This is a genomic window from Microcoleus sp. MON1_C5 (assembly GCF_036701875.1).
In the GTDB taxonomy this organism is placed as follows: Bacteria; Cyanobacteriota; Cyanobacteriia; order Cyanobacteriales; family Microcoleaceae; genus Microcoleus.
In genome coordinates, this window is record NZ_JAUBRN010000067.1 from 13,193 (window position 1) to 33,405 (window position 20,213).

The 20,213-nt window shown below is 47.6% G+C and carries 12 protein-coding genes, 1 tRNA gene and 1 pseudogene; 7 read left to right on the plus strand and 7 right to left on the minus strand.

Going from position 1 to position 20,213, the window contains the following annotated elements; genetic code table 11:
• Positions 1-91: 91 nt before the first annotated feature.
• On the minus strand, positions 92-1,243 hold the full coding sequence (locus QUA71_RS24470) for an aminotransferase class V-fold PLP-dependent enzyme (protein WP_333289041.1): 1,152 nt from the start codon (positions 1,241-1,243) through the stop codon (positions 92-94).
• Positions 1,244-1,338: 95 nt separating this feature from the next.
• On the opposite strand from QUA71_RS24470, the gene QUA71_RS24475 reads away from it, so the two are divergent.
• The 4 genes from QUA71_RS24475 to QUA71_RS24490 all read left to right on the plus strand — a co-directional run bounded on the left by QUA71_RS24475 (position 1,339) and on the right by QUA71_RS24490 (position 5,391).
• The gene (locus QUA71_RS24475) at positions 1,339-3,219 is read left to right on the plus strand and encodes a TM0106 family RecB-like putative nuclease (RefSeq protein WP_333289043.1); all 1,881 of its coding nucleotides are present in this window, start codon (positions 1,339-1,341) and stop codon (positions 3,217-3,219) included.
• An 88-nt stretch (positions 3,220-3,307) separates the two neighbouring features.
• A complete protein-coding gene (locus tag QUA71_RS24480; protein WP_333289045.1) occupies positions 3,308-4,435 on the plus strand; it encodes an esterase-like activity of phytase family protein in 1,128 nt (375 codons plus the stop codon).
• Positions 4,436-4,491: 56 nt separating this feature from the next.
• Positions 4,492-4,565: transfer RNA gene (locus tag QUA71_RS24485), tRNA-Asp, on the plus strand.
• Positions 4,566-4,728: 163 nt separating this feature from the next.
• On the plus strand, positions 4,729-5,391 hold the full coding sequence (locus QUA71_RS24490; protein WP_333289047.1) for a Uma2 family endonuclease: 663 nt from the start codon (positions 4,729-4,731) through the stop codon (positions 5,389-5,391).
• A gap of 58 nt (positions 5,392-5,449) precedes the next feature.
• On the opposite strand, the gene QUA71_RS24495 is transcribed toward QUA71_RS24490, so the two are convergent.
• Entirely contained in the window at positions 5,450-5,659 is a 210-nt protein-coding gene (locus QUA71_RS24495; RefSeq protein WP_190735803.1) for a hypothetical protein, read from the minus strand.
• Positions 5,660-5,756: 97 nt separating this feature from the next.
• A complete protein-coding gene (locus QUA71_RS24500; protein ID WP_333289049.1) occupies positions 5,757-6,305 on the minus strand; it encodes a DUF393 domain-containing protein in 549 nt (182 codons plus the stop codon).
• A 334-nt stretch (positions 6,306-6,639) separates the two neighbouring features.
• Between QUA71_RS24500 and gltX the strand changes: the two are divergent.
• Both gltX and QUA71_RS24510 read left to right on the plus strand, forming a co-directional pair.
• Positions 6,640-8,082, plus strand: a pseudogene (gene gltX / locus QUA71_RS24505) (glutamate--tRNA ligase); the annotation flags it as partial.
• 477 nt (positions 8,083-8,559) lie between these two features.
• Positions 8,560-8,919: a CAAD domain-containing protein gene (locus QUA71_RS24510; protein WP_333289060.1), complete on the plus strand. Its 360-nt coding sequence runs from the start codon at positions 8,560-8,562 to the stop codon at positions 8,917-8,919.
• 106 nt (positions 8,920-9,025) lie between these two features.
• Here the strand turns inward: QUA71_RS24510 and QUA71_RS24515 are convergent, their stop codons facing one another.
• The 3 genes from QUA71_RS24515 to QUA71_RS24525 form a co-directional block, all read right to left on the minus strand.
• Positions 9,026-12,682 carry a CHAT domain-containing tetratricopeptide repeat protein gene (locus tag QUA71_RS24515; protein WP_333289051.1) on the minus strand — a complete coding sequence of 1,219 codons (3,657 nt, stop codon included), beginning with the start codon at positions 12,680-12,682 and terminating at the stop codon, positions 9,026-9,028.
• 40 nt (positions 12,683-12,722) lie between these two features.
• A complete protein-coding gene (locus QUA71_RS24520; protein WP_333289053.1) occupies positions 12,723-13,958 on the minus strand; it encodes a transposase in 1,236 nt (411 codons plus the stop codon).
• 544 nt (positions 13,959-14,502) lie between these two features.
• On the minus strand, positions 14,503-15,774 hold the full coding sequence (locus tag QUA71_RS24525) for an aspartate aminotransferase family protein (protein ID WP_333289055.1): 1,272 nt from the start codon (positions 15,772-15,774) through the stop codon (positions 14,503-14,505).
• A 128-nt stretch (positions 15,775-15,902) separates the two neighbouring features.
• On the opposite strand from QUA71_RS24525, the gene QUA71_RS24530 reads away from it, so the two are divergent.
• Entirely contained in the window at positions 15,903-17,180 is a 1,278-nt protein-coding gene (locus tag QUA71_RS24530; RefSeq protein ID WP_333289057.1) for a ribulose bisphosphate carboxylase small subunit, read from the plus strand.
• A gap of 290 nt (positions 17,181-17,470) precedes the next feature.
• On the opposite strand, the gene QUA71_RS24535 is transcribed toward QUA71_RS24530, so the two are convergent.
• Positions 17,471-19,900, minus strand: coding sequence for an AAA family ATPase (locus tag QUA71_RS24535; protein ID WP_333289059.1), 2,430 nt, complete (start codon positions 19,898-19,900; stop codon positions 17,471-17,473).
• Positions 19,901-20,213: the final 313 nt, after the last annotated feature.

Consider the following 20,213-nt stretch of genomic DNA (forward strand, 5'->3'; position numbering starts at 1 on the left):
GCACCCCTCGTATATATAATAATCGTCATAGCTAACAAGCTAAGCAGGGCAGCTCATCATCTTCGCTGCCAAGTAAGTTCTCTAGCTAACTTTATTGATTTGCGATCGCCCCAACCAACTTATCAATCTCTGCCTCAGTGGTAAAATAGTGAACACAAGCCCGCACACAATCAGGATTAAGAATAGTCCTTACCATAATTCCCTGTTTTTCCAACAAATCGACAAGCTTTTTGTGTGGCATCCCATTAGTTAATCGAAACGAAACCAAACCAGCTTCCGGGGCCGATTTCCGCAAACATTCCACATCGGGAAGTTCCGACAAACGCTCCCAGAGATACTTACTCAAACAGCAAATTTCTGCATACCTTTCCTCGATCGTACCCCATTCATGTTGCAGGGCGATCGCACTCCGCAAACCCGCATACAAAGGATAAGCAGAAGTCGCAATTTCATAGCGCTGCGATCCAGACTTCCACCCAAGGACTTTAGCATTAGCATCCGTCACAATTCCCCGCCAACCGATAAACACCGGATGCAAATCTGCCAAAGCTTCAGCACTCACATAAAGCCCGCCCAAACCTTCGGGGCCACACCACCATTTGTGACCAGTAAAAGCATAAAAGTCAACCCCAGATTCAATCAAATTTAAAGGCAAAACCCCCACAGATTGAGCGGCATCAACTAATACTTTGACTCCTGTTTGATGACACACTTTCACAATCTCAGCCAGAGGCAAAACTTGGCCAGTATTCCACAAAATGTGACTGATAACCAACAAGCGAGTATTTGGCTGCAAACTATTAGCAATCACCGCCACCGGATCGCCTTCATTCAAAGTAGCCGCCAGCGGACAAATCGAAACCTCAATGTTGAAACGGCGCTGAAGTTCCATTACACTAGCTACAATACCGTGGTGCTCGCAGTCAGAAAGCAGCAAATGGTCGCCCGCTTTCCAGTCAATGCCCCACAGCGCAATATTGCAGCCGACGGTGACATCTTCAGTCAGGGCGATGGTTTCAGGAGGTACCGTCAACTCAGATGCGATCGCACGTCGCGTCAGCATCGCCTCCTGAACCACCCAAGCCCCCACCTCCCCCGAAAACGGCCCCCCAAGCTGCACCCGTTTGTAAGCATCATAAATCGCCTCTAAAGCAGGCTCAGGCAGCGGCCCTTGTCCGCCGTAGTTAAAATAAGCTTTATTGGCCAAAGCTGGGAATTGTTGCCGGTGATTGTCCTTTGTCATTTTTTTTGGGGAATTATTGATAGCGTTAATATTGAATAACTAATGCTGTGAATTTTATACCTTTTGCCTGATACTCTATGCCTTGCGAATACTAAATGTTAATAACTGACAAACTGCTACTTTCCTATCAACGATGCCATCTCCGAGCATTTTTAGATACCTGCGGAGACTGGAAACAACAAGACCCCCCCAGCGACTTTTTGCTGAAACTGATGCGCGACAGCGCCGCATACCAGCAGCAAGCTTTGGAACACGAGACTTACCAACAACCATATTATCCTAGAGGGGATTGGGAAGCCGGCGCGGCCGCTACATTGAGTTTAATGCAGCAAGGGGTCGATCGCATTTACCGAGGAGTTCTCATCCAGGGCGAATTCGGTCAAACCAACGGCGCAACAACTTCTCTGGTAGGAATTGACGGTCAATATTTCCCAGAATTTGGCGAAATCCCCGAAACTCCCGTTCATCTTTCATCCTCCAATCTTCCCTCTTCAAACATTACCCTGATCGGCCGCCCCCATTTATTAATCAAACAGCCGGGAAAATCAAAATTTGGCGATTGGAGTTATACTACTGCGGATATTTGGCTTAGCAAGCGACCAAAACAAGAGTATCAAATTATCGCAGCTTTTCACGCCCAAGTTTTAGCTTCCGTACAGGAAACAATGCCCGATACTGCGTGGCTGATGCTGCGAAAAAAAGGGCTGTGGGCGGTGAATCTCGACCAGCGAACTCCTCAGATGTTCGAGATTTTAGACAACTGCATTCAGATGATAGAAAATCGGGATAAACCAGAGGTGTTCATTTCCCGGCAAAAGTGCAATCTTTGCGGTTGGTATACTATCTGTCACGCCGAAGCCGAATCTATTAAACATCTTTCCTTATTGCCGGGAGTTACTGCCAGCCGCTATGCTAGACTAAAAACTCTCGAAATTACTGATGTTGAAGCTCTCGCTAATGCTAGTTCCGAACTGCTTTCTGAGTATCCAGAGTTCCCCGACCGAGTGGCCTTTGATGTAGTGCAGCAAGCTAAATCGCACTTGCTAAATCAACCGCTATTGCGGGAAGAAGGAAGAAGGAAGAAGGAAGAGGGAAGTTCGGCAACGGATTCTGTAACGGATGTAACGGATGTAACGGATGTCAGTCCGATGGAAGTCGGAAGAGGGAAGAAGGAAGAAGGAAGGCACGACACGGATTTTGACACGGATACACCCATTAACGATCGAGAAGAACGTAGAAGTGAGAATTCAGAAGAACTTAACTCATCTGAAATAGTACCAGATATTGTAGACAATATCTTGAATGACATCGCAGTTGAGGAAGTAAAAAGTAGAGAAAATAAACCTGCGACATCTTCTATACCGGCGCCAATTCTCCGCAAGAAACCAATTCCGTATTCCCAATCTGTCTTTTTGCCGATCGCCCCAATCGAACTCTACTTTGATATTGAAGCCGAACCCGAGTTAAACTTAGATTACCTCCACGGAGTCTTAGTTGTTGACCGATGCAACAATACGGAAAAGTTCCACGGTTTTTTAGCAGAATCAGCAGCAGAGGAAGGTGCAATTTGGGAGCAATTCTTAGAATTAATGTGGGCTTATCCCATTGCTCCGATTTTCCATTTTTGCGACTACGAAGTCAAGACTTTTAAGCGACTGGCTAAACTTTACAACACTCCAGCTTATTTGTGGAAACCCGTGCTGAAACGGTTTGTAGATATTCACAAACAAGTGACGCAAAAAGCGATTATGCCGGTGGAAAGTTACGCACTCAAACCAATTGCCCGCTGGCTGGGTTTTGACTGGCGAGATGCTAAGGCTAATGGTGCTCAGTGCGTCTGCTGGTACGAGGATTGGCTCAAAACTGGCGATCGAGCGCTCTTGGAGGCGATCGTCCGCTACAATGAGGACGACTGTCGCGCTACATACATAGTTAAAGATTGGTTGACCAATTTTTTGCTGAATCATGAGCCGTGATTTTTAGATGTAATGAACCGCGAAGACGCGAAGGGCGCGAAGGAAGAAAGGGAAGAGGAAGATAGGTAATAATGTATTTATTGGTAAAATGCGAAAGCTAGGAAAAGCAACTATATTTATTGTCTGTTTTTTGATGGCAGCAACTGTTGCTATTTGGGTAAACCAGTCAGCCAAATCTTTCGCCGTTACGAAAATAGATTTTATCGGCAGAGCAATATTTCCTACAGGTTCTCCGTTTCAGGGGACGGAAGTTGGCGGACTATCGAGCATTACTTATGATGCCGAAAAACAAGTTTATTATGCCATTTCTGATGACCGCAGCAGCAAGGCCCCGGCGCGATTCTATACTCTCAAAATCAACTTGCAATCTGGTAAACTGGAAAAAGAGCAAGTTACTTTTACGGGTGTCACTACTTTATTAGATGAAAACGGCAAAGGTTTTCCTGAATTAAGTTTAGATCCCGAAGGGATAGTTTTTACTGGCAATAGCGTGTTTGTTTCTTCTGAGGGAGATGTCGATCGCCAAATAAATCCTTTTATCAAAGAGTTCTCCCTCGATGGTAAACTCCTGAAAACGCTGCCAATTCCTGAACTATTTTTGCCGGATGACAAAGGCACTAAAGGCATCCGCAACAATCTGGCTTTTGAAAGTTTAACTTTAACGCCCGATCGCAAATACCTATTTACAGCCACAGAAAATGCCTTGGTTCAAGATGGCGCCGTAGCTTCCCTGGAAACCGGGAGCCCGTGCCGGATTTTGCGCTACGATGCGGTGAGCGGCAATCCAGAAGCATCGTTTCTCTACATCACCGAACCGCTACCCGCTGGTGCGAATCCTGTGGGAAAATTAACTAGCAACGGTTTAGTGGATTTGTTGGCGATCGACGATAACCGCTTGCTGAGTTTAGAGCGTGCTTTCTCCCTGGAAACCGGCACAACTATCAGAATTTTTGAGATTTCTCTGGAAAAGGGCGATCGTATTGAAGCACTCGAAAGCCTCAAAAGCCGTCTCAGCGAGGTTTCTCCCGCTCAAAAACGCCTGCTGCTGGATTTGGAAACCCTGAAAATTCCCCTAGACAACATTGAGGGGTTGACATTTGGCCCCGCCCTGGGGGATGGTAGCAGAGGTCTGATTTTGGTGAGCGACAACAACTTCAGTCCCCTGCAAGAGACTCAAATTTTGGGCTTCCAAATAAAAGTTCAAAAAACCTCTTGACAAAAGGTGAAGTGATAGGCATAATAGAAATTGTGCCTGAAAAAACGGCAAAACGAGGGACAGTAGTTCAATTGGTTAGAGCACCGCCCTGTCACGGCGGAAGTTGCGGGTTCGAGCCCCGTCTGTCCCGTTCTCTCGTAAATAGAAAGTTTAAACCTTTCATAAATCTCTTTCTAAATTGAGTTCGTTTTTACTCAGGACTTCAGTCCTCCTGCGGATAAAAAAGGACTAAAGTCCTGACTAGGAATCTTGTGATATTTAGATAGCAGGACATGATTAAGGAGCGGGAAAATATGACCGTTACGAACATTAAGCCCTCACCGGAAGAAACTACACAACGGGTAGTATTATCTAATATCAGTTGGCAGACTTACGAAAGCTTATTAGCAGAAGCAGGAGACAAGAGATCCTCGCGATTTTCATATTCTCAAGGAGTCTTAGAAATTCTCATGCCATCCGACTTGCATGAAACTATTAACTGTTTGCTCAAACGGATTGTTACAGCTTTGACTGAGGAGTTGGACTTCAAGATTAAGGGATTTGGTTCGACGACTCTCAACCGTGAAGATTTAGAACAAGGTGCAGAACCAGATTCATGTTTTTATATCCAAAATGTCGATCGCATTCTAGGGAGAAGGCTTGACATCTCAACCGATCCTCCCCCAGACTTGGTAATTGAAGTTGATATTACCAGTCCTTCTTCTAATCGATTTGTAGTTTACACACAGCTAGAAATTCCAGAAGTTTGGCGGTATCGATCGCAAACTGTACAAATTTATCAATTGCAAAATCGGGAATATATTACCTGCGACCGCAGTCCGACATTTCCCATCCTTTCTGTAGCAATGCTCAATCAATTCTTGCAGATGGCAGAAACTCAAGATGACAATGCCATAATTCGGTCTTTGCGTCAATGGGCGAACGAGCAGTTGCGATCGCCCGAAAATCAGCAATAATATTTAACTTAATTTAACTAATTCCTTTCTCCCACGGACGCTCGACTCCCAGCAGCCCTCAAAGGTGCGAGGAAATAAAGGGTCGGGCGATCTGATATGTCAGAACCAGGACGATGGGCACGAGAATCGGAATAGCAACTAGCAATCCCCATTTGCCAAACCTAAGTTTTTGACCGTCCGATTTTAACAGGAAAATCACAGCGGCAATTCCCATAAGTATCCAGAGACCACCGAAGCCCATGAAGACTGTATAGCCTGCATCTTGCATTTTTTTTGACCTTTAATAGTAGTCCATCTTTAATGTTAGTTACAGTCTGTTTCTGCTGACATCTTCTGATAGGCAGATCGAACTTACTAAATATGACTCATTTTGAGTGGGGTCGGCAGCGGCCTTGACTTTCGCACTCGATCCGCTGAGTTCGATCGCTCATAATAGTTGCTAAATCCGGTCTTCCCGTCAGCTTCAGCCGCCAGTCTGCCCAAATTCCGTACAGCCAGTTGGCGATCGCCCCGATCACTGGTAACTTAGTAACTGCATAAACCCAGCCCATACCTAAAATCTCGTAGGTGCGGCGAAAAACCTCTACATTTTTAACCGTCGTACCGTCGGGTAACACCGCGTGAATCCGCCCCATCGCCGTTTCGTAGTCGATTCCGCCGTGGGTCTTCGGGTTGTAGCCATCATCCGCAATATCCACAAACGACACTAAACCTCGCCCCGCGTCGCGTTTTTTCAAGAAATTAACCTCCCGCACGCACAGAGGACATTCACCGTCGTACAGCAACTCAATCTGCCAAGCAGGCGCAACAGACTCGGGTGAGGGCGCAACAGATTCGGAAAACTCAGTTTTAGCAGCAGACATAGGGAAATATATTTTAATGTCGTCGATCGCACACAAACATTTTACAAGCATCAATAGTTATCAGGTGCGCCTTGGGTACTCCTAAAGCAGTTATTTGTGGTGTGAAAAATAGTCCCAAAGGTGAATCCAGTCTTGGCCGCCCGCAATGCTAATATCATCAAGATGCCTTCTAGTGCCTTGCCGGAGACTTTCCCCCGATCGCTCGTTAGCTCAGCGATCCGAAGGAAAGCCCTCGAAGAGGAGCGCGTATTATCAAGCAATTCGAGGCAAAGCACCTGCCAAGCACAACTGTTAATTCGGCAACAAAATATAATAAAATTTGAAGTCTTAAACATCAGCTATTCCCCCAACCCGTAAATCGCCCAATCTAAAAGCAAAAATCTACATGAATGTCAGAGTCCGTCTAGCGCCCAGTCCCACCGGAAACCTACACATCGGTACCGCCAGAACCGCCGTATTTAACTGGCTGTTTGCCCGCAACCAAGGCGGAAAATTCATCCTGCGGGTAGAAGACACAGACGTAGAACGTTCTAAAAGCGAATACACCGATAACATCCTCGAAGGACTCACCTGGCTGGGTATGGAGTGGGACGAAGGCCCGAGTTTTCAGTCCCAACGTCTGGAAATATACCGCCGAGCAGTCCAAACCCTTCTAGACAATGGACTCGCCTACCGCTGCTACACCACGTCGGAAGAACTCGACGAAATGCGGGAAGCACAAAAAGCCAACAAACAAGCCCCCCGCTACGACAACCGGCACCGCAACTTGACAAGCAAAGAGCGCGCAGCTTTTGAAGGCGAAGGGCGACAAGCTGTGATTCGGTTTATCATCGACGACGATCGCACGATCGCGTGGAACGACATGGTACGCGACACCGTAACCTGGAAAGGTAGCGACCTCGGCGGCGATATGGTAATTGCCCGTGCATCCAGCGGCGGCGTTATCGGCCAACCCCTCTACAACCTCGCCGTAGTTGTCGATGACATCGACATGGGCATCACCCACGTCATCCGCGGCGAAGATCACATCGGCAATACTCCGAAACAAATATTGCTCTACGAAGCTTTGGGCGCGACAATCCCAGAATTTGCCCACACGCCGCTGATTTTAAACTCCCAAGGGCAAAAGCTTTCTAAACGCGACGGCGTAACCTCGATTTCTGACTTCAAAGATATGGGCTACCTGCCCGAAGCTTTAGTTAATTACATGACTTTGCTCGGCTGGACGCCGCCGGATTCAACGCAGGAAATATTTACACTCTCGGAAGCAGCAGAATTATTTACATTCTATCGAGTCAACAAAGCCGGTGCAAAATTTGATTGGGATAAACTCAATTGGCTTAACAGTCAATACCTGCACAAAATGCCAGTGCCGCAATTGACAGATTTGCTGATACCTTATTGGTGGCAGAAAGGCGGTTATGAGTTTGACTTGCAGGCAGACCGGCCCTGGCTCGAACAAATAGCTGCTTTAATCGGCCCGAGTCTCGTTCGCTTAACCGATGCTGTGGATATGTGTAAGGTATTCTTCTCCACCACGGTGGAATACGAAGAAGAAGCACTCGCACAGTTGCAGCAAAAAGGGGCTGCACAGGCTTTACAAGCAGTTGTAGAAGCTATGGAAAGTCATTCGTCCCTGACATCAGCGGAAGCTCAGAAAATCACTAAAAAGCTCAGTAAAGAGAAAAATCTTAACAAAGGGCTAATTATGCGATCGCTCAGAGCCGCTCTGACAGGTGCAATGCACGGCCCCGACCTGATAGAATCTTGGGTAATCCTTCACCAGCGAGGAACGGCTAAAACCCGTTTGCTTGATGCCATTAGCAACTTGAATGGGCCGGCTGTTGGTGTCGCGGACGAAACTCCTACCCCAGAACAACCACACGCAGAAACAGTCGCCGAAAGTTCTGCTACAGAACAGTCAGCAGTGGAGGTTTCAAAAGTCGAAACACCGACTCTTGAAACAGTCGAAACCCCGGTTGTTGAACCATCAGCAGCAGAGGTTTCAGAAGTGGAAAAAGTTGCGCTCGAAACAGTCGAAACGCCGACTGTCGAACAAGCAGTGGAAGTTACAGCAGTCGAAATACCGACTTCAGAAACAGGCGAAGTGTCGGCTCTTGAACCAACCGACGGGGAGGTTGCAGCAGTCGAAATACCGGCTCTTGAAACAGTCGCAGCAGCAGTTGAAATACCTGCCGCCAACCAGCAAAAAACTATTGCGAGTGGAGAAATGACTTCATCAAACGAACCAGAAACAACCGTTATCATTACCGAAATTCCTGCCGGAAATGAAGCAGAAAGTTCGATGGGTACAACACAAGTCATAATTACCGACGAACCGCCAAGTCAGACCCAGCAGATCAAAGAACAAATTCTCTCAATTTTGTCCGAGTTTCCGGCTTACATCGGCAGCTTTTACGAGCAGTACAAAAGTCCCCTGACTGTTATCGGTGTAATTGTAGCCTCGATTATCTCTTTGAAAGTGCTTTTGGGGATAATAGATGAACTCAACGACATCCCCCTGCTAGCACCCACATTCGAGCTAATTGGTATCGGATACACCGGGTGGTTTGTCTACCGCTATTTGCTGCGATCGTCCAACCGGCAACAATTAGGTCAAGAAATTCAAGCCTTGAAAGAACAAGTTTTCGGCAAAAAATCCTAAACTTTTGCTGTAATTTGTTGAATTTGTACCCGAAACTGACAATTTTAAATAAGTTGTCAGTTTCGGGTTTTTAAATGACTAATGACTAATAACTAATAACTAATAGCTAAACCCCAGCCGCTGTAAAAGCCGCCCAATAATAAGGATTGGCAAAAGGATAGGGTTTGCGGTTGCGAATTTGCTGCAAAGATGCCTCAGCAATCAGGCGAGAACTTTGAGAAAGCCGATCGAACATTTGCGAAATTTGAGGTTGAAAATCCGCCAGCAACACCTCCAATTCCTCGCTAGTCAAATCCCGCAGCCACCTTTGAGCGTCCCCCAGCGCGATCGCCACATCTCCCACCTGCAACCGAGAAAACCGTCCCAGATTTTCATAAAACTTGCTCGTCAGCAGCAGCGTAGAAACATCGTTCACCTTCCAAAGACTGCTAACCACACTAGAGGTGCCAGCATACAACAAACCCGCCGACAAACCCACAAAATCTCCTCCAGCACCGCTAACTCCGCCAGCGGCAATTTCGCAACCAGATAAAGTAACTAAAAAATATTGCCTAAAATCCAGATTAAAAATTTCCTCCAAACTCAGAGAATCATTCCTCAAAAACACGGCGGATTTCAGCGGCCAAGCCAAATTAAGCAAACTCAAACAAGCAAAATGAGCGCATTTTTTCTGCTGCAACTGCCCTATTTGCTGGGGCAAATTCCCATTATTAGCAGAGATTTCTTGGGAAAAAGCCTCTTTAATTGCCGGCTTATGGCGCACCACTTCTGCACTGGCAAAATACTGGGAAATATTGCCGATTTCAATGTTGCTGTAGAACGAATCTCTGGTGAAAGTTGGAATTGCCAAAAGGTGCTGCAAACCGGGTCTGTACCGACCAATAGCTGCTCCGCGTGCACTTTGTCTCAACAGCAATAGCTGACAGCTAGGAGCATAGCGAATTCCTCCGGCAAATCGATCGATCAAATAAGCAGCAGGCGCTGCAACGTCGCCAAAAGACGAACTTTGAGAAAAATCCGAAAGGCTGTAGGTTTCCACATCAAAACCGCTGCGATCGCTCCACCCAGACCTAAAAATTCCCCCACCGTCCTCAAACCCGTCTCTCCCCCCCAAAGGCAAAGCGTGGAGCGGCAAAGCGTGCAAAAATCGGTGCGGCACAAAAATCAGCCGATCGCAATTCTCCGGAATCAGCGCCACCACTCGATCTATTTCCAGTATCGCAGCCAAGCGTTTGAGACGAGCCGGGAGATGATTGATCCAGCGACCTTTTTGTTCAGAATAAGCGCTGAGGTACTCTTGGGCCCAAGTTTCGGCAGCCAAAGCATTTTGCGGGGAACACAGGTGAACGGCGGGATATTGTGCACTCTTTACCACCACAAAAGCAACCAGCAACTCCCCCAAACTCGCCCACACCACAGCAGCGCAATTGTCATCAGGCAACAATTGGCGAATTTGCTCGAAAGCGATCGGTTCAACTTTGTGAGCTAGGCTGAAGAAAGGATCGTTTGCCTGCACCTCCCGCGCAATCAACCTATCAAACTGCTTCCACAATCGATTTAGGTGCATGAAGTCCGAGTTCGGCAGCAGAGAACCGCTGTTCCAACCTTGGCTATCGCCCTCAGAAATCAAGGTCGTGTTCGGCTCAGGTTCTCCCTGTTCTTGGTGCCGCTGTTCCCCCGCTATTTCCAGTCGCAGCGACTCCAACTCGCTTCGCACCGCTGCAGGAATTTCGGCTTTCGGAGTCAAGTGGCATTTAACCAGCAGTTCTACCAAATTCCGATTTTTGTGGCGTTCGGCGTATTCCAGAGCCTTAGCGTAATATTCAGGTTGGCTGGCGCCGAGTTCCAAGCAAACTTGCACCAGGCATTTATAGAGTCCAGCCCAAGTGCGGGTTAATTTGACTTTTTCGGTACTCGTCCGATCGCCAAAATCGACTGTATCAACCCCAACTTCGCAACGCAAGAATTCAACAGTATCGACCGCAGCAGTAAAAACCCCGTAGGCGCGAAGCAAGTCGCCTCGAACTCGGTAAGCTTGACCCAAATAAAATAAAATTTCAGCCCAGCGGTGGGGATAGGTTTCGCGAGTGTAGACTTGACAGGCGCTGTGATAGCAGCCGATCGCGCTTTCCATGTGGGACAAGTTTTCCGCCTCCGTCAGTTGCGAATAAGCCCTGCCGAGATAAATTTGCAGCATTGCCCAGCGGTTGGGATAGGCCTGCCTGGTGTAGACTTCGCCCGCATTTTGATAGCAGGCGATCGCGCTTTTGAGGTTGCGGTTTTTTTCCCCTTTCACGTGTTCGCAGAAAGCGCGGCCGAGGTAAGCACACAGCATCGCCCAGCGTTCGGGAGTTTTTTGGCGGTTGCAAAACAGCAAAGCATTTTGATAGCAGACGATCGCCATTTCCATATTTTCGGCTTTTTCCCCTTTCACCCGCCGACTGTAGATCCTACCGAGGTAAGTTTGGATCGAAGCCCAAGCTTCGGGAAATTTAATGCGGGTGTAGACTTGTAAAGCATTTTGATAGCAGGCGATCGCCATTTCCAAATTTTCCACCGGATCGCCTTTGATGCGATCGACAAACACCCGACCCAAATTCCTTTGAGTCGTCGCCCACTGCTGCGGAAAAGCTTCCCGAGTCCGCACCTGCAAAGCTCTCTGATAGCACGTAACCGCGTATTCGAGATTTTCAGCTCGGTTGCCCCGCAGCAACTCGCAGTAAGCATTTGCCAAATTATTTTGAGTTGTAGCCCAGCGCCGGGGAAACACCTTGCGGTTGTAGACTTGCAAAGCATTCTGGTAGCAAGCGACTGCCTGTTCCAGATTTTCAGCTCGGTTGCCCCGCAGCCGCCGGCTGTAAGCACGGCCGAGATTGTTTTGAGTGCTCGCCCACTCTTCCCCGAAAGTTTCGCGGGTGCGAACTCGCAGCGCGTTTTGATAGCAGGCGATCGCCTGTTCTAGATTGTCTGCCGGATCTCCCCTGAGACGCTCGCTGTAAGCGTTGCCTAGATTGTTTTGCAGCGTCGCCCACTGTTCCGGGTACTGTTCGGGCGTGCGTACTTGTAGGGCATTTTCAAAGCAAGCGATCGCCTGTTCGATATTTTGAGCCTTATCACCTTTGGGACGATCGCTATAAGCGTTGCCCAGATTGTTTTGCATCACCGCCCATTCTTGGGGAAAGTCTTTGCGGGTAAACACCTTAGCAACTGTTTCGTAACCGGCAATTTCGATTTCCAAGTTGTGAGCTTTGCTGCCGAGGGGAAACCGCCCAATTTTGTTGCTCAGATTGCCGATTAACGCTGCAATGCGCCTAGTCTCGGATTCTTTGGCAGCAGGGAGCACCAAAGTGGCCCAGTGGCGCAGCAGTTGTGCGAAATTCTGGTCTAGTTTGTCTAAATTGTTTCTCAGCAGCGAGTACAGGTGCTGCGAATCAGCGCCGCGCGCGACTGCCTGCAATACTTCTGCTAAAAAAGCCAGATATGCTGCCCCGGTTGCGGGCAATTTATAATTCCCTTTTGCAGATTCTAAGGGTGCGATCGCCCTTTGGAAAAATTTTGCAGCTTTCAGCAAGCTTTCTCGCGTCAGTGCCACTTCTTCCAAATAAAGCGTTTGCACGAACTCAAAGTCGATCGACTTTGGGTTCGTCCTCAAAATCAAATCTATTCCTGAGTCGCCAGGATTTTCCAGCAGCGCTTGGAGCATATTAACATCAGTTTTGCGACGCTGTTCGTCCATCGTGCATTCCGCCAAACTATTAACCATAGGAGCGCTGCTTCCGTGCAACCAAGTGAACTACCCACCGCTAAATCGCAGTACCGAATATAGTAGGGGCTTCTGTACTAATAGGCGAGTGCCTTAGCTTAGACTTTCGTCCTAGCTTGGGTATTACCTCGCATCCTAAAGCAGAAACAACTGAACCTTCCGCCTTTAGTATTTTGATACCTTCTGCTTTCATATTTATCGCTGCTTTCTTGTCGCGCTCCCGATCGCGATCGGTAGCACAGTGAGGACAAGTCCCTTCCCTCATATTTAATGGCATCTCGGCCATTTGATGGAAACAATTAGAACAAACTTTGGAAGTGGAAACCCCTCTATCAATCTCGACTAAGTTCCCGCCTTTGCGTTCCAACTTGTAGGCTAAGAAGTTGGTCAAACTTTCCAAAACCTCATCCGATCTTGCTTTCGCCACATTTTGATTGCGAATCCTGTTCCACAAATGAAAGTTTTCTACTATGACAGCGAGGCGATCGCTGACCAACTTATAACTAAGTTTATGGAGAAAATATTGCCGCGAATTTCTAAACTGTTCGTATAGCTTGGCAACAACTTTTCTATATTTGTACCGAGAATTATTTCCTGTCTGCTGGCGCCTTAACTTTTGCGGCTGGCGCTTCAAGTTCTTCTCGTGCTGGGCAAAATGCTTAGCCTTGCCATCTTTATATTTTTTTTCGCCCTCGTTGACAATAGCAAAGTGTTTCAATCCTAAATCAATGCCATAAATCCTACCTTCTTTTGTTGTCGGGTTCTCACACTCAATTTCATTCACTCTAATAGATACCAGAGATTTTCCTGAATAATTTTTCCTACTAATAATTACACTCTTATTTTTACCCTCAATTACTCTAGGTATTTTGGGTTGAGCTATTCCACTATTGCGACTAACTTGGACACTATCCTCAACCATCTTGACGTTTTGACGATACTGAAGAGACTGTTTTTTATGTGGCATTTTGAACTTAGGAAACCCAACAAGTTTATGAAAAATAATTTTGTAGGCAGTGGTTAAATTGAGCGTAGTAGCTTGCAAAACTTGGCTGTAACACTCACCTAGCCATGCACTTCTATATAATTTTTTGATATCGGATAAAAGTATGTTGAGTTCGGAGCAGCCAAGTTTTTTACCAGTTTTTTTATAAAATTCAATTGATTTATTTAGACCATAATTCGAGCACCAAGGCGCACAACCCAAAGCGGGAGCTAATTGTATTTGTTGCTTTTGGGTAGGATACAAACGAACTTGGATAGCCCTGTGTAACACTCAACATCACCTCCTTGGTTCTTCTATTCTCTCACAATATACAGTTGACGAGCACAGCATTAGGGAAAAATTTGGTGATGACGATTGCATCTTGTATGTCTTGAAAGCTGTCCCAAAAACTGCTCAAAGATGCGATCGTCGTCACCCGCCCTTCCCACTATAGCGGTACTTCGTTTAGTGGGAAGGGCGCGAAATAGTTAAACCAGGATTCACAAGTCCCAACAGACACGCAGATAGCGAAAGTAGCACCTACAATCGCTTAAAGGCGCCGTGTGTCTGTCGGAGCGGGTTTCACAGACAGTTCTAAACTTGACAAACCCGCCCCGACAGATTTGCAGCGGGACGGGTTTACTTTTACCCCGATCGGACTTAGGCTAAGAAACCCGGTTTCTGGGAAACTATGGGGTTTAGTAACGAGAAATCTCGAAAGAAACCCGGTTTCTGAGGAAGAGTGTGTCCTCGACTAAGTGAGTTATCTAGGATATTGCGCGAGTTTCAGCGCTACAGCTAACAAAAATCAACTCAGTAGATTTTTCAGTAGATTTTACTGTACCGCTTGAGAGCGCAAGGCTGACTCCACTGCCAGCAGAGCTCGATCGACTTCTGCGGCGGTGACAATCAGCGGCGGGACAAATCTCAGCACTTTCGGCCCTGCAGGAACCAACAGCACTCCTGCGGCGATCGCAGATTTGACGATATCGCCCGATGTCAGTTCGATGTCAGCTTGCAATTCCATCCCGACAATCAAACCCCAGCCGCGCACCTCAGCAATTAAATGCGGATATTCGGCCGCCAACTTGTTGAGGCCTGCTTTCAACTGTTCCCCGCGCTGCTGCACGTTTTCTAGAAGGTTTTCCCGTTCCAAAGTTTGGCAAACGCACAAAGCTACAGCGCAAGCAAAAGGATTGCCGCCGAAAGTGCTGGCGTGACTTCCCGGTTCAAATACATCGCAGAAAGATTTGCACAGCATAGCGCCGATCGGGATACCGCCGCCCAATCCTTTGGCAGATGTAAAGATATCCGGTTCAATGCCGAGGTTTTCGTAGCCCCAGTATTTGCCGCTGCGTCCCATCCCGACTTGCACTTCGTCGAGAATTAGCAAAATGCCTTTTTCGTCGCAAATTTCCCGAATGCGCTGGAAGTAGGCGAGCTCTCCGGGGCGAACTCCGCCTTCGCCTTGCAGCGCTTCCAGCATAATTGCTGCTACTTGGCGTTGGTCTTTGTCGAGTTGCTCGATCGCACTTTCGATCGCACTAATATCGTTGTAGGGCACGTAGTGAAATCCGGGAACCAAAGGGCTAAAACCCTTCTGATATTTAGGCTGTCCCGTTGCCGTAATTGTCGCCAAAGTCCGCCCGTGGAAACTCGCAACAGCGGTAATGATTGTGGGATTCGAGATATTTAATTTTTCGTGGGCGTACTTGCGGGCGAGTTTAATTGCCGCTTCATTAGCTTCAGCGCCGGAGTTGCAAAAGAAGGCTCTGTCCGCGCAAGAATGGTCTACAAGCCACTTTGCCAGCTCGCCCTGTACGGGGATGTAATAAAGATTAGAAACGTGGTGCAGGGTCTGAATTTGCTGAGTTACCGCTGCAATCATTGCTGGGTGGGCGTGTCCCAGAGTGCAGGTAGCAATACCAGCCACAAAATCGAGATATTCGCGGCCCTCGGTATCCCAAACGCGGCAGCCGAGGCCCCGTTCTAGGGCGATCGCAAAACGCCCGTAAGTCGTCATTACATAGCTGTCGAAGCTCTCAGAACTGAAGGGACTGGCTTCGGCTTGCAGGCTTGGTTCTTTTAGTAAGGTTTCTGGACTCACGAATCGCTCCTTAACACATAATATGCAGACCTCGATTGTACGGTAAAAATCCAGGTTAGCGGTGCAGGCTGTTAGTTTTGTCATAAAATCATAACAGTAAACTCAATTAATCCCTCACAAATCTACTGATGAGTTATTACATTTCTCCTAACTTTCTCGATAAAGTTGCGGTGCACATCACTAAAAACTTTTTAAAATTGCCCGGAGTAAGAGTTCCCCTAATTTTGGGAATTCATGGCCGCAAAGGAGAAGGCAAAACTTTTCAAACCGAACTGGTTTTTCGGCGGATGGGCTTTGAACCGGTGATGATATCTGGCGGGGAATTAGAAAGCCCGGATGCAGGAGATCCGGCGCGTTTAATTCGCTTGCGCTACCGGGAAGCTGCGGAGCAAATTCGCGTGCGCGGCGAGATGTGCGCCATCTTTATTAACGATTTGGATGCTGGTGCTGGCAGGTTCGATTCCACTACTCAATATACTGTCAATACTCAGATGGTCAATGCCACTCTGATGAATATTGCTGATAATCCAACTAACGTGCAGTTACCGGGAAGTTATGACAGTACGCCACTGGATCGAGTGCCGATTATTGTCACCGGAAATGATTTTTCTACGCTGTACGCGCCGCTGATTCGCGACGGGCGGATGGAAAAGTTTTATTGGGAACCCAGCCGGGATGATAAAATTGGCATTGTTGGGGGAATTTTTGAGTCGGACAAATTGTCAAAAGCCGAGATTGTGGGGTTAGTTGATAATTTTCCCGATCAGGCGATCGACTTTTTTAGTGCTTTGCGATCGCGCATTTATGACGAACAAATCCGCGAATTCATTCACAAAATAGGAATCGAGCGAGTTTCCAAGCGTTTGGTAAACACTTTGGAAGCAGCGCCAGATTTCCATAACCCGAATTTCAGCCTCGCTCATTTATTAGAAATGGGCAGTTTGATGGTGGGTCAACAAAAGCGGATTCAGGAAATGCGCTTAGTAGATGAATACAACCAATCGCGCCTGTTCAACGTTCAAGGAACCCTCAATGCTCCTGCTGGTGGGCCAACGCAAAGTCAATTAAACGACCCGTCATCCAAATATTATAAGGCTTACGTTGAGCCAAGTTCTGAAGGTGGTAACGGTCATGCGGCGGGGCTGAGTTCCGAGGTATTGGAACAAGTAAAACAGTTGTTAGCAAGAGGCTGCAAAATTGGCATGGAATATGCAGATAATCGCCGATTTAAAACTGGTTCTTGGCAAAGTTGCGCGACGATTAACAGTGCACAGGAAAAAGATGTGGTTGCATCTTTAGAAACTTGTTTGGCGGAACACGGCGGCGAATACGTGCGGCTGATTGGTATCGATCCAAAAGTCAAGCGGCGGGTAGCTGAAACAATTATTCAGCGGCCGCAGGGTTAAAGCTAAAGTAGTTAAAGTTATGAAGGACACAACAGTGTTCATAGGTGTCAACTTAAGCTGTCAGCCGGCCCACCCGGTAGTCCGCCAGGGAATGAATTCCCTGTCTAATAGCTAAAGTCCTCTGAAGAGGACTAATGAGTTTAAAAATTTTTCTTTTCAGTCCTCTTGAGAGGACTTTAGCTTTGAGGCAGGGGTTTCAACCCGTGTAGGACTATCGGTTTAACGTTAAGTTGACACCAATGAACACTGTTGTGTCCCTACAGGCAATATCTTCTTACTCTCGCCGTAGACTACATGACAGACAGAGATGATGCAAACCAGCGGCGAATTAATTCAACTTGGAAACGGTAGCCCTCACTAACTTCCTCAATCAATTCGCGTTGCAGAAGTAAATTGAGAGCATCGGATTTATCGGGAAAGTGTTGCAAAATAGTTAATCTGCTGACTATTGCCCCTTCTCCTTGTGCGGCCAAAAACTGCAAAATAGCTAATCCTGCTGCATCTGCTTGATTGCTTTGAATATCGGCAAAAAAGAAACTGCCAACACTTAAAGCTTCTGGTATTGCTGCTTCTACATCGGCTAAAGTTGCCAGTCGGCGGATATATGGATCTTGCTCGTTTTTTAGTGCGATAATTTCAGCGCAGAGGAGTTGTATTAGGAAAGGGTGACAGCGGGTGAGTTGCAAGACTCGATCGACCGCATTGAGTTCGTAACGCAGGGTAAAATCTTTGACTGGTTGCTCAATTAGTTGACGCGCTTCGGGTTGTTTCAGGTAGCTGATATGAACGACTTGGACATTGATTAAATAGCTAGCCCAACGCTGAAATTCTTCTATTGTATGGGAACCAGCTAGCACCACTTTGAAGCGGGGACGATGTTGAATCAGGTGACGCAACATTCCCAGAACATCCTCCTCATCAAAGCGTCCTTTTGTGATGGCATTATCTAGCGCCTCGAATTCATCGAAGGCAAGCAGGGCAATATTTGGTTGTAGCGCTTCTTCTACTTCGTCCAGCCATTCATCAAACCAGGTGAAAGGGTCATATCCCAGTATTTGGTCGCCAAGAGATGGGAGAGTGAAGGCACTTTGGCGCTGGGCTGACTTTGCCATACTCCGGGCGATATTGGAGAGAAAACTACCATAATCACTCGCTGATGAAACTGGCCCTTGTAAGTCTACAAACATGGGAATAATAGTGCTGGGTAGCAAGCGTCCCAGGTTGTTGAGGAGGGATGTTTTGCCCATGCGCGGCTGACCGTAGAGTAACAAAGGAGGGCGGCGGCGGTCTAGCAGTAATTGCTCGATGCGCGTACTGATGTAAGTTCCACTTAAGTCAACGGGTTTGACAAAGATTTCCTGTTGTTCTGTCAGGGGTACGCCGATTATATAAGGGTTGTCGATTTCTTGTCGCAGTTCGACTACTTCTGCTAGTTCCCGCACATAGTCGGTGACAATTTCATACCAACTATATGCAATAGGGCGAAAACGTACTGTATATTTGTCACCACTGCGGGTCAATTCTCGAATTAAACCATTTAATCTTTCTTCTGCAGGAGTTAGGACTGAACGCTGGTTGTAAGAACTATTTTGGTTGAGGGCTGCTGCTACATCCTCGCTGATGCGACTAAAGCTACTTAGGAGGGAACTAACTGGACTATTCAGTTCTCCAAGGGCTAGATTGCGGTAGGCGTTACCGATAGCAGCTACATCCGTACAACGTTCTAATTCCCGTGCATCAAGTTCAATTTGTACAGCTTGTGCAGCCCAACGCTGACGACTCGTACTTAAATAGTTGAATGCAGCTTTGCCCTCTTGTGGATTCCGCCTCATTACTAAAAGAACGTACTCGTCTAAGCCTTGTAGGGGAAGGCGCTGCCACTCATCCCAAAAAGCCGAATGCCAACGTAAGAAACTGGGTTTAGTGGCTTTGCGTCGTTTGTCTAGTTGGTAAAGTAGAATATTCCATACCGTGAGGAAAGGATACAGTACGACTGGCAGCCATAAGTTGATAGTTATTCCGATGCCCAACGCCACGCCCGACGCCACGCCCGACGCCACGCCCAACGCCATGCCCGACGCCACGCCCGACGCCACGCCCGACGCCACGCCCAACACCACGCCCCACACCACGCCCCACACCACGCCCGACCCCACGCCCAACACCACGCCCGACCCCACCTCGAACGCCACGCCCAACGCCACGCCCAACGCCACGCCCAACACCACGCCCGAGGCCACGCCCAACACCACGCCCGAGGCCACGCCCCCCCCCGCGCCCGAGGCCACGCCCAACGCCACGCCATAGACCACGCCCCACCCCACCCCCAATCCCACGCCCAACGCCACGCTCCACACGACGCCCGAGGCCACGCCCAACGCCACGCCCAACGCCACGCCCCACCCCACGCCCGACACAATTTTTTCTACTGGCGCACCTAATAGCCAAAGTACCAAAGCAACAACAATTGAATTAGCTAGGACAGGCAAAACCAGGAATGCTTGTATTAGTAGCTTCCAGAAATCTGGGTTTTGCCATCTTAAACGTCTTTTAATCTTAGAGTCGCTGTCTAAAGTAGGGTCAATACGCTGGAGATGATTTTCCCAAGCCGAACGACGAAAGAAAATCCAAAACACAAGTTGCAGGCTACCAAGAATTAGGTGGGGATGCTGTTCGGGTGAATCGGTGTAGGCGTTGCGCGGCACGTTTGGTGAGGTCATCGGATTTTAGACTTTAGATTTTAGATTTTAGATTTTAGATTGAACCCAGAAATAAATGCCAGGGCTTGCGATCAAATTGCTTTACGTACTTAATTTTGAGTAGTTTCATAAATATAACGATCGCTAGAAAACTAGATCAAGTAAAGGATTAAATAAATGAGTGAAGGACTGCATCTGTTTTAACCCTTCTTCCTGCCAATCATCCCCCATTTCCTCATCTTCCAGACTAAATAATCGGGCATTGCACAGTTGTGGTATGCTATCGATAGCACGCCTGCAAGGAACAAACATATTTCAGCTAGTAATAGGCACA

Coding starts and splice junctions, on each gene's coding strand:
- QUA71_RS24470 (WP_333289041.1), bottom strand. CDS start 1,243: ATGACAAAGGACAATCACCGGCAACAATTCCCAGCTTTGGCCAATAAA.
- QUA71_RS24475 (WP_333289043.1), top strand. CDS start 1,339: ATGTTAATAACTGACAAACTGCTACTTTCCTATCAACGATGCCATCTC.
- QUA71_RS24480 (WP_333289045.1), top strand. CDS start 3,308: ATGCGAAAGCTAGGAAAAGCAACTATATTTATTGTCTGTTTTTTGATG.
- QUA71_RS24490 (WP_333289047.1), top strand. CDS start 4,729: ATGACCGTTACGAACATTAAGCCCTCACCGGAAGAAACTACACAACGG.
- QUA71_RS24495 (WP_190735803.1), bottom strand. CDS start 5,659: ATGCAAGATGCAGGCTATACAGTCTTCATGGGCTTCGGTGGTCTCTGG.
- QUA71_RS24500 (WP_333289049.1), bottom strand. CDS start 6,305: ATGCTTGTAAAATGTTTGTGTGCGATCGACGACATTAAAATATATTTC.
- QUA71_RS24510 (WP_333289060.1), top strand. CDS start 8,560: ATGGGTACAACACAAGTCATAATTACCGACGAACCGCCAAGTCAGACC.
- QUA71_RS24515 (WP_333289051.1), bottom strand. CDS start 12,682: ATGGTTAATAGTTTGGCGGAATGCACGATGGACGAACAGCGTCGCAAA.
- QUA71_RS24530 (WP_333289057.1), top strand. CDS start 15,903: ATGAGTTATTACATTTCTCCTAACTTTCTCGATAAAGTTGCGGTGCAC.
- QUA71_RS24535 (WP_333289059.1), bottom strand. CDS start 19,900: ATGACCTCACCAAACGTGCCGCGCAACGCCTACACCGATTCACCCGAA.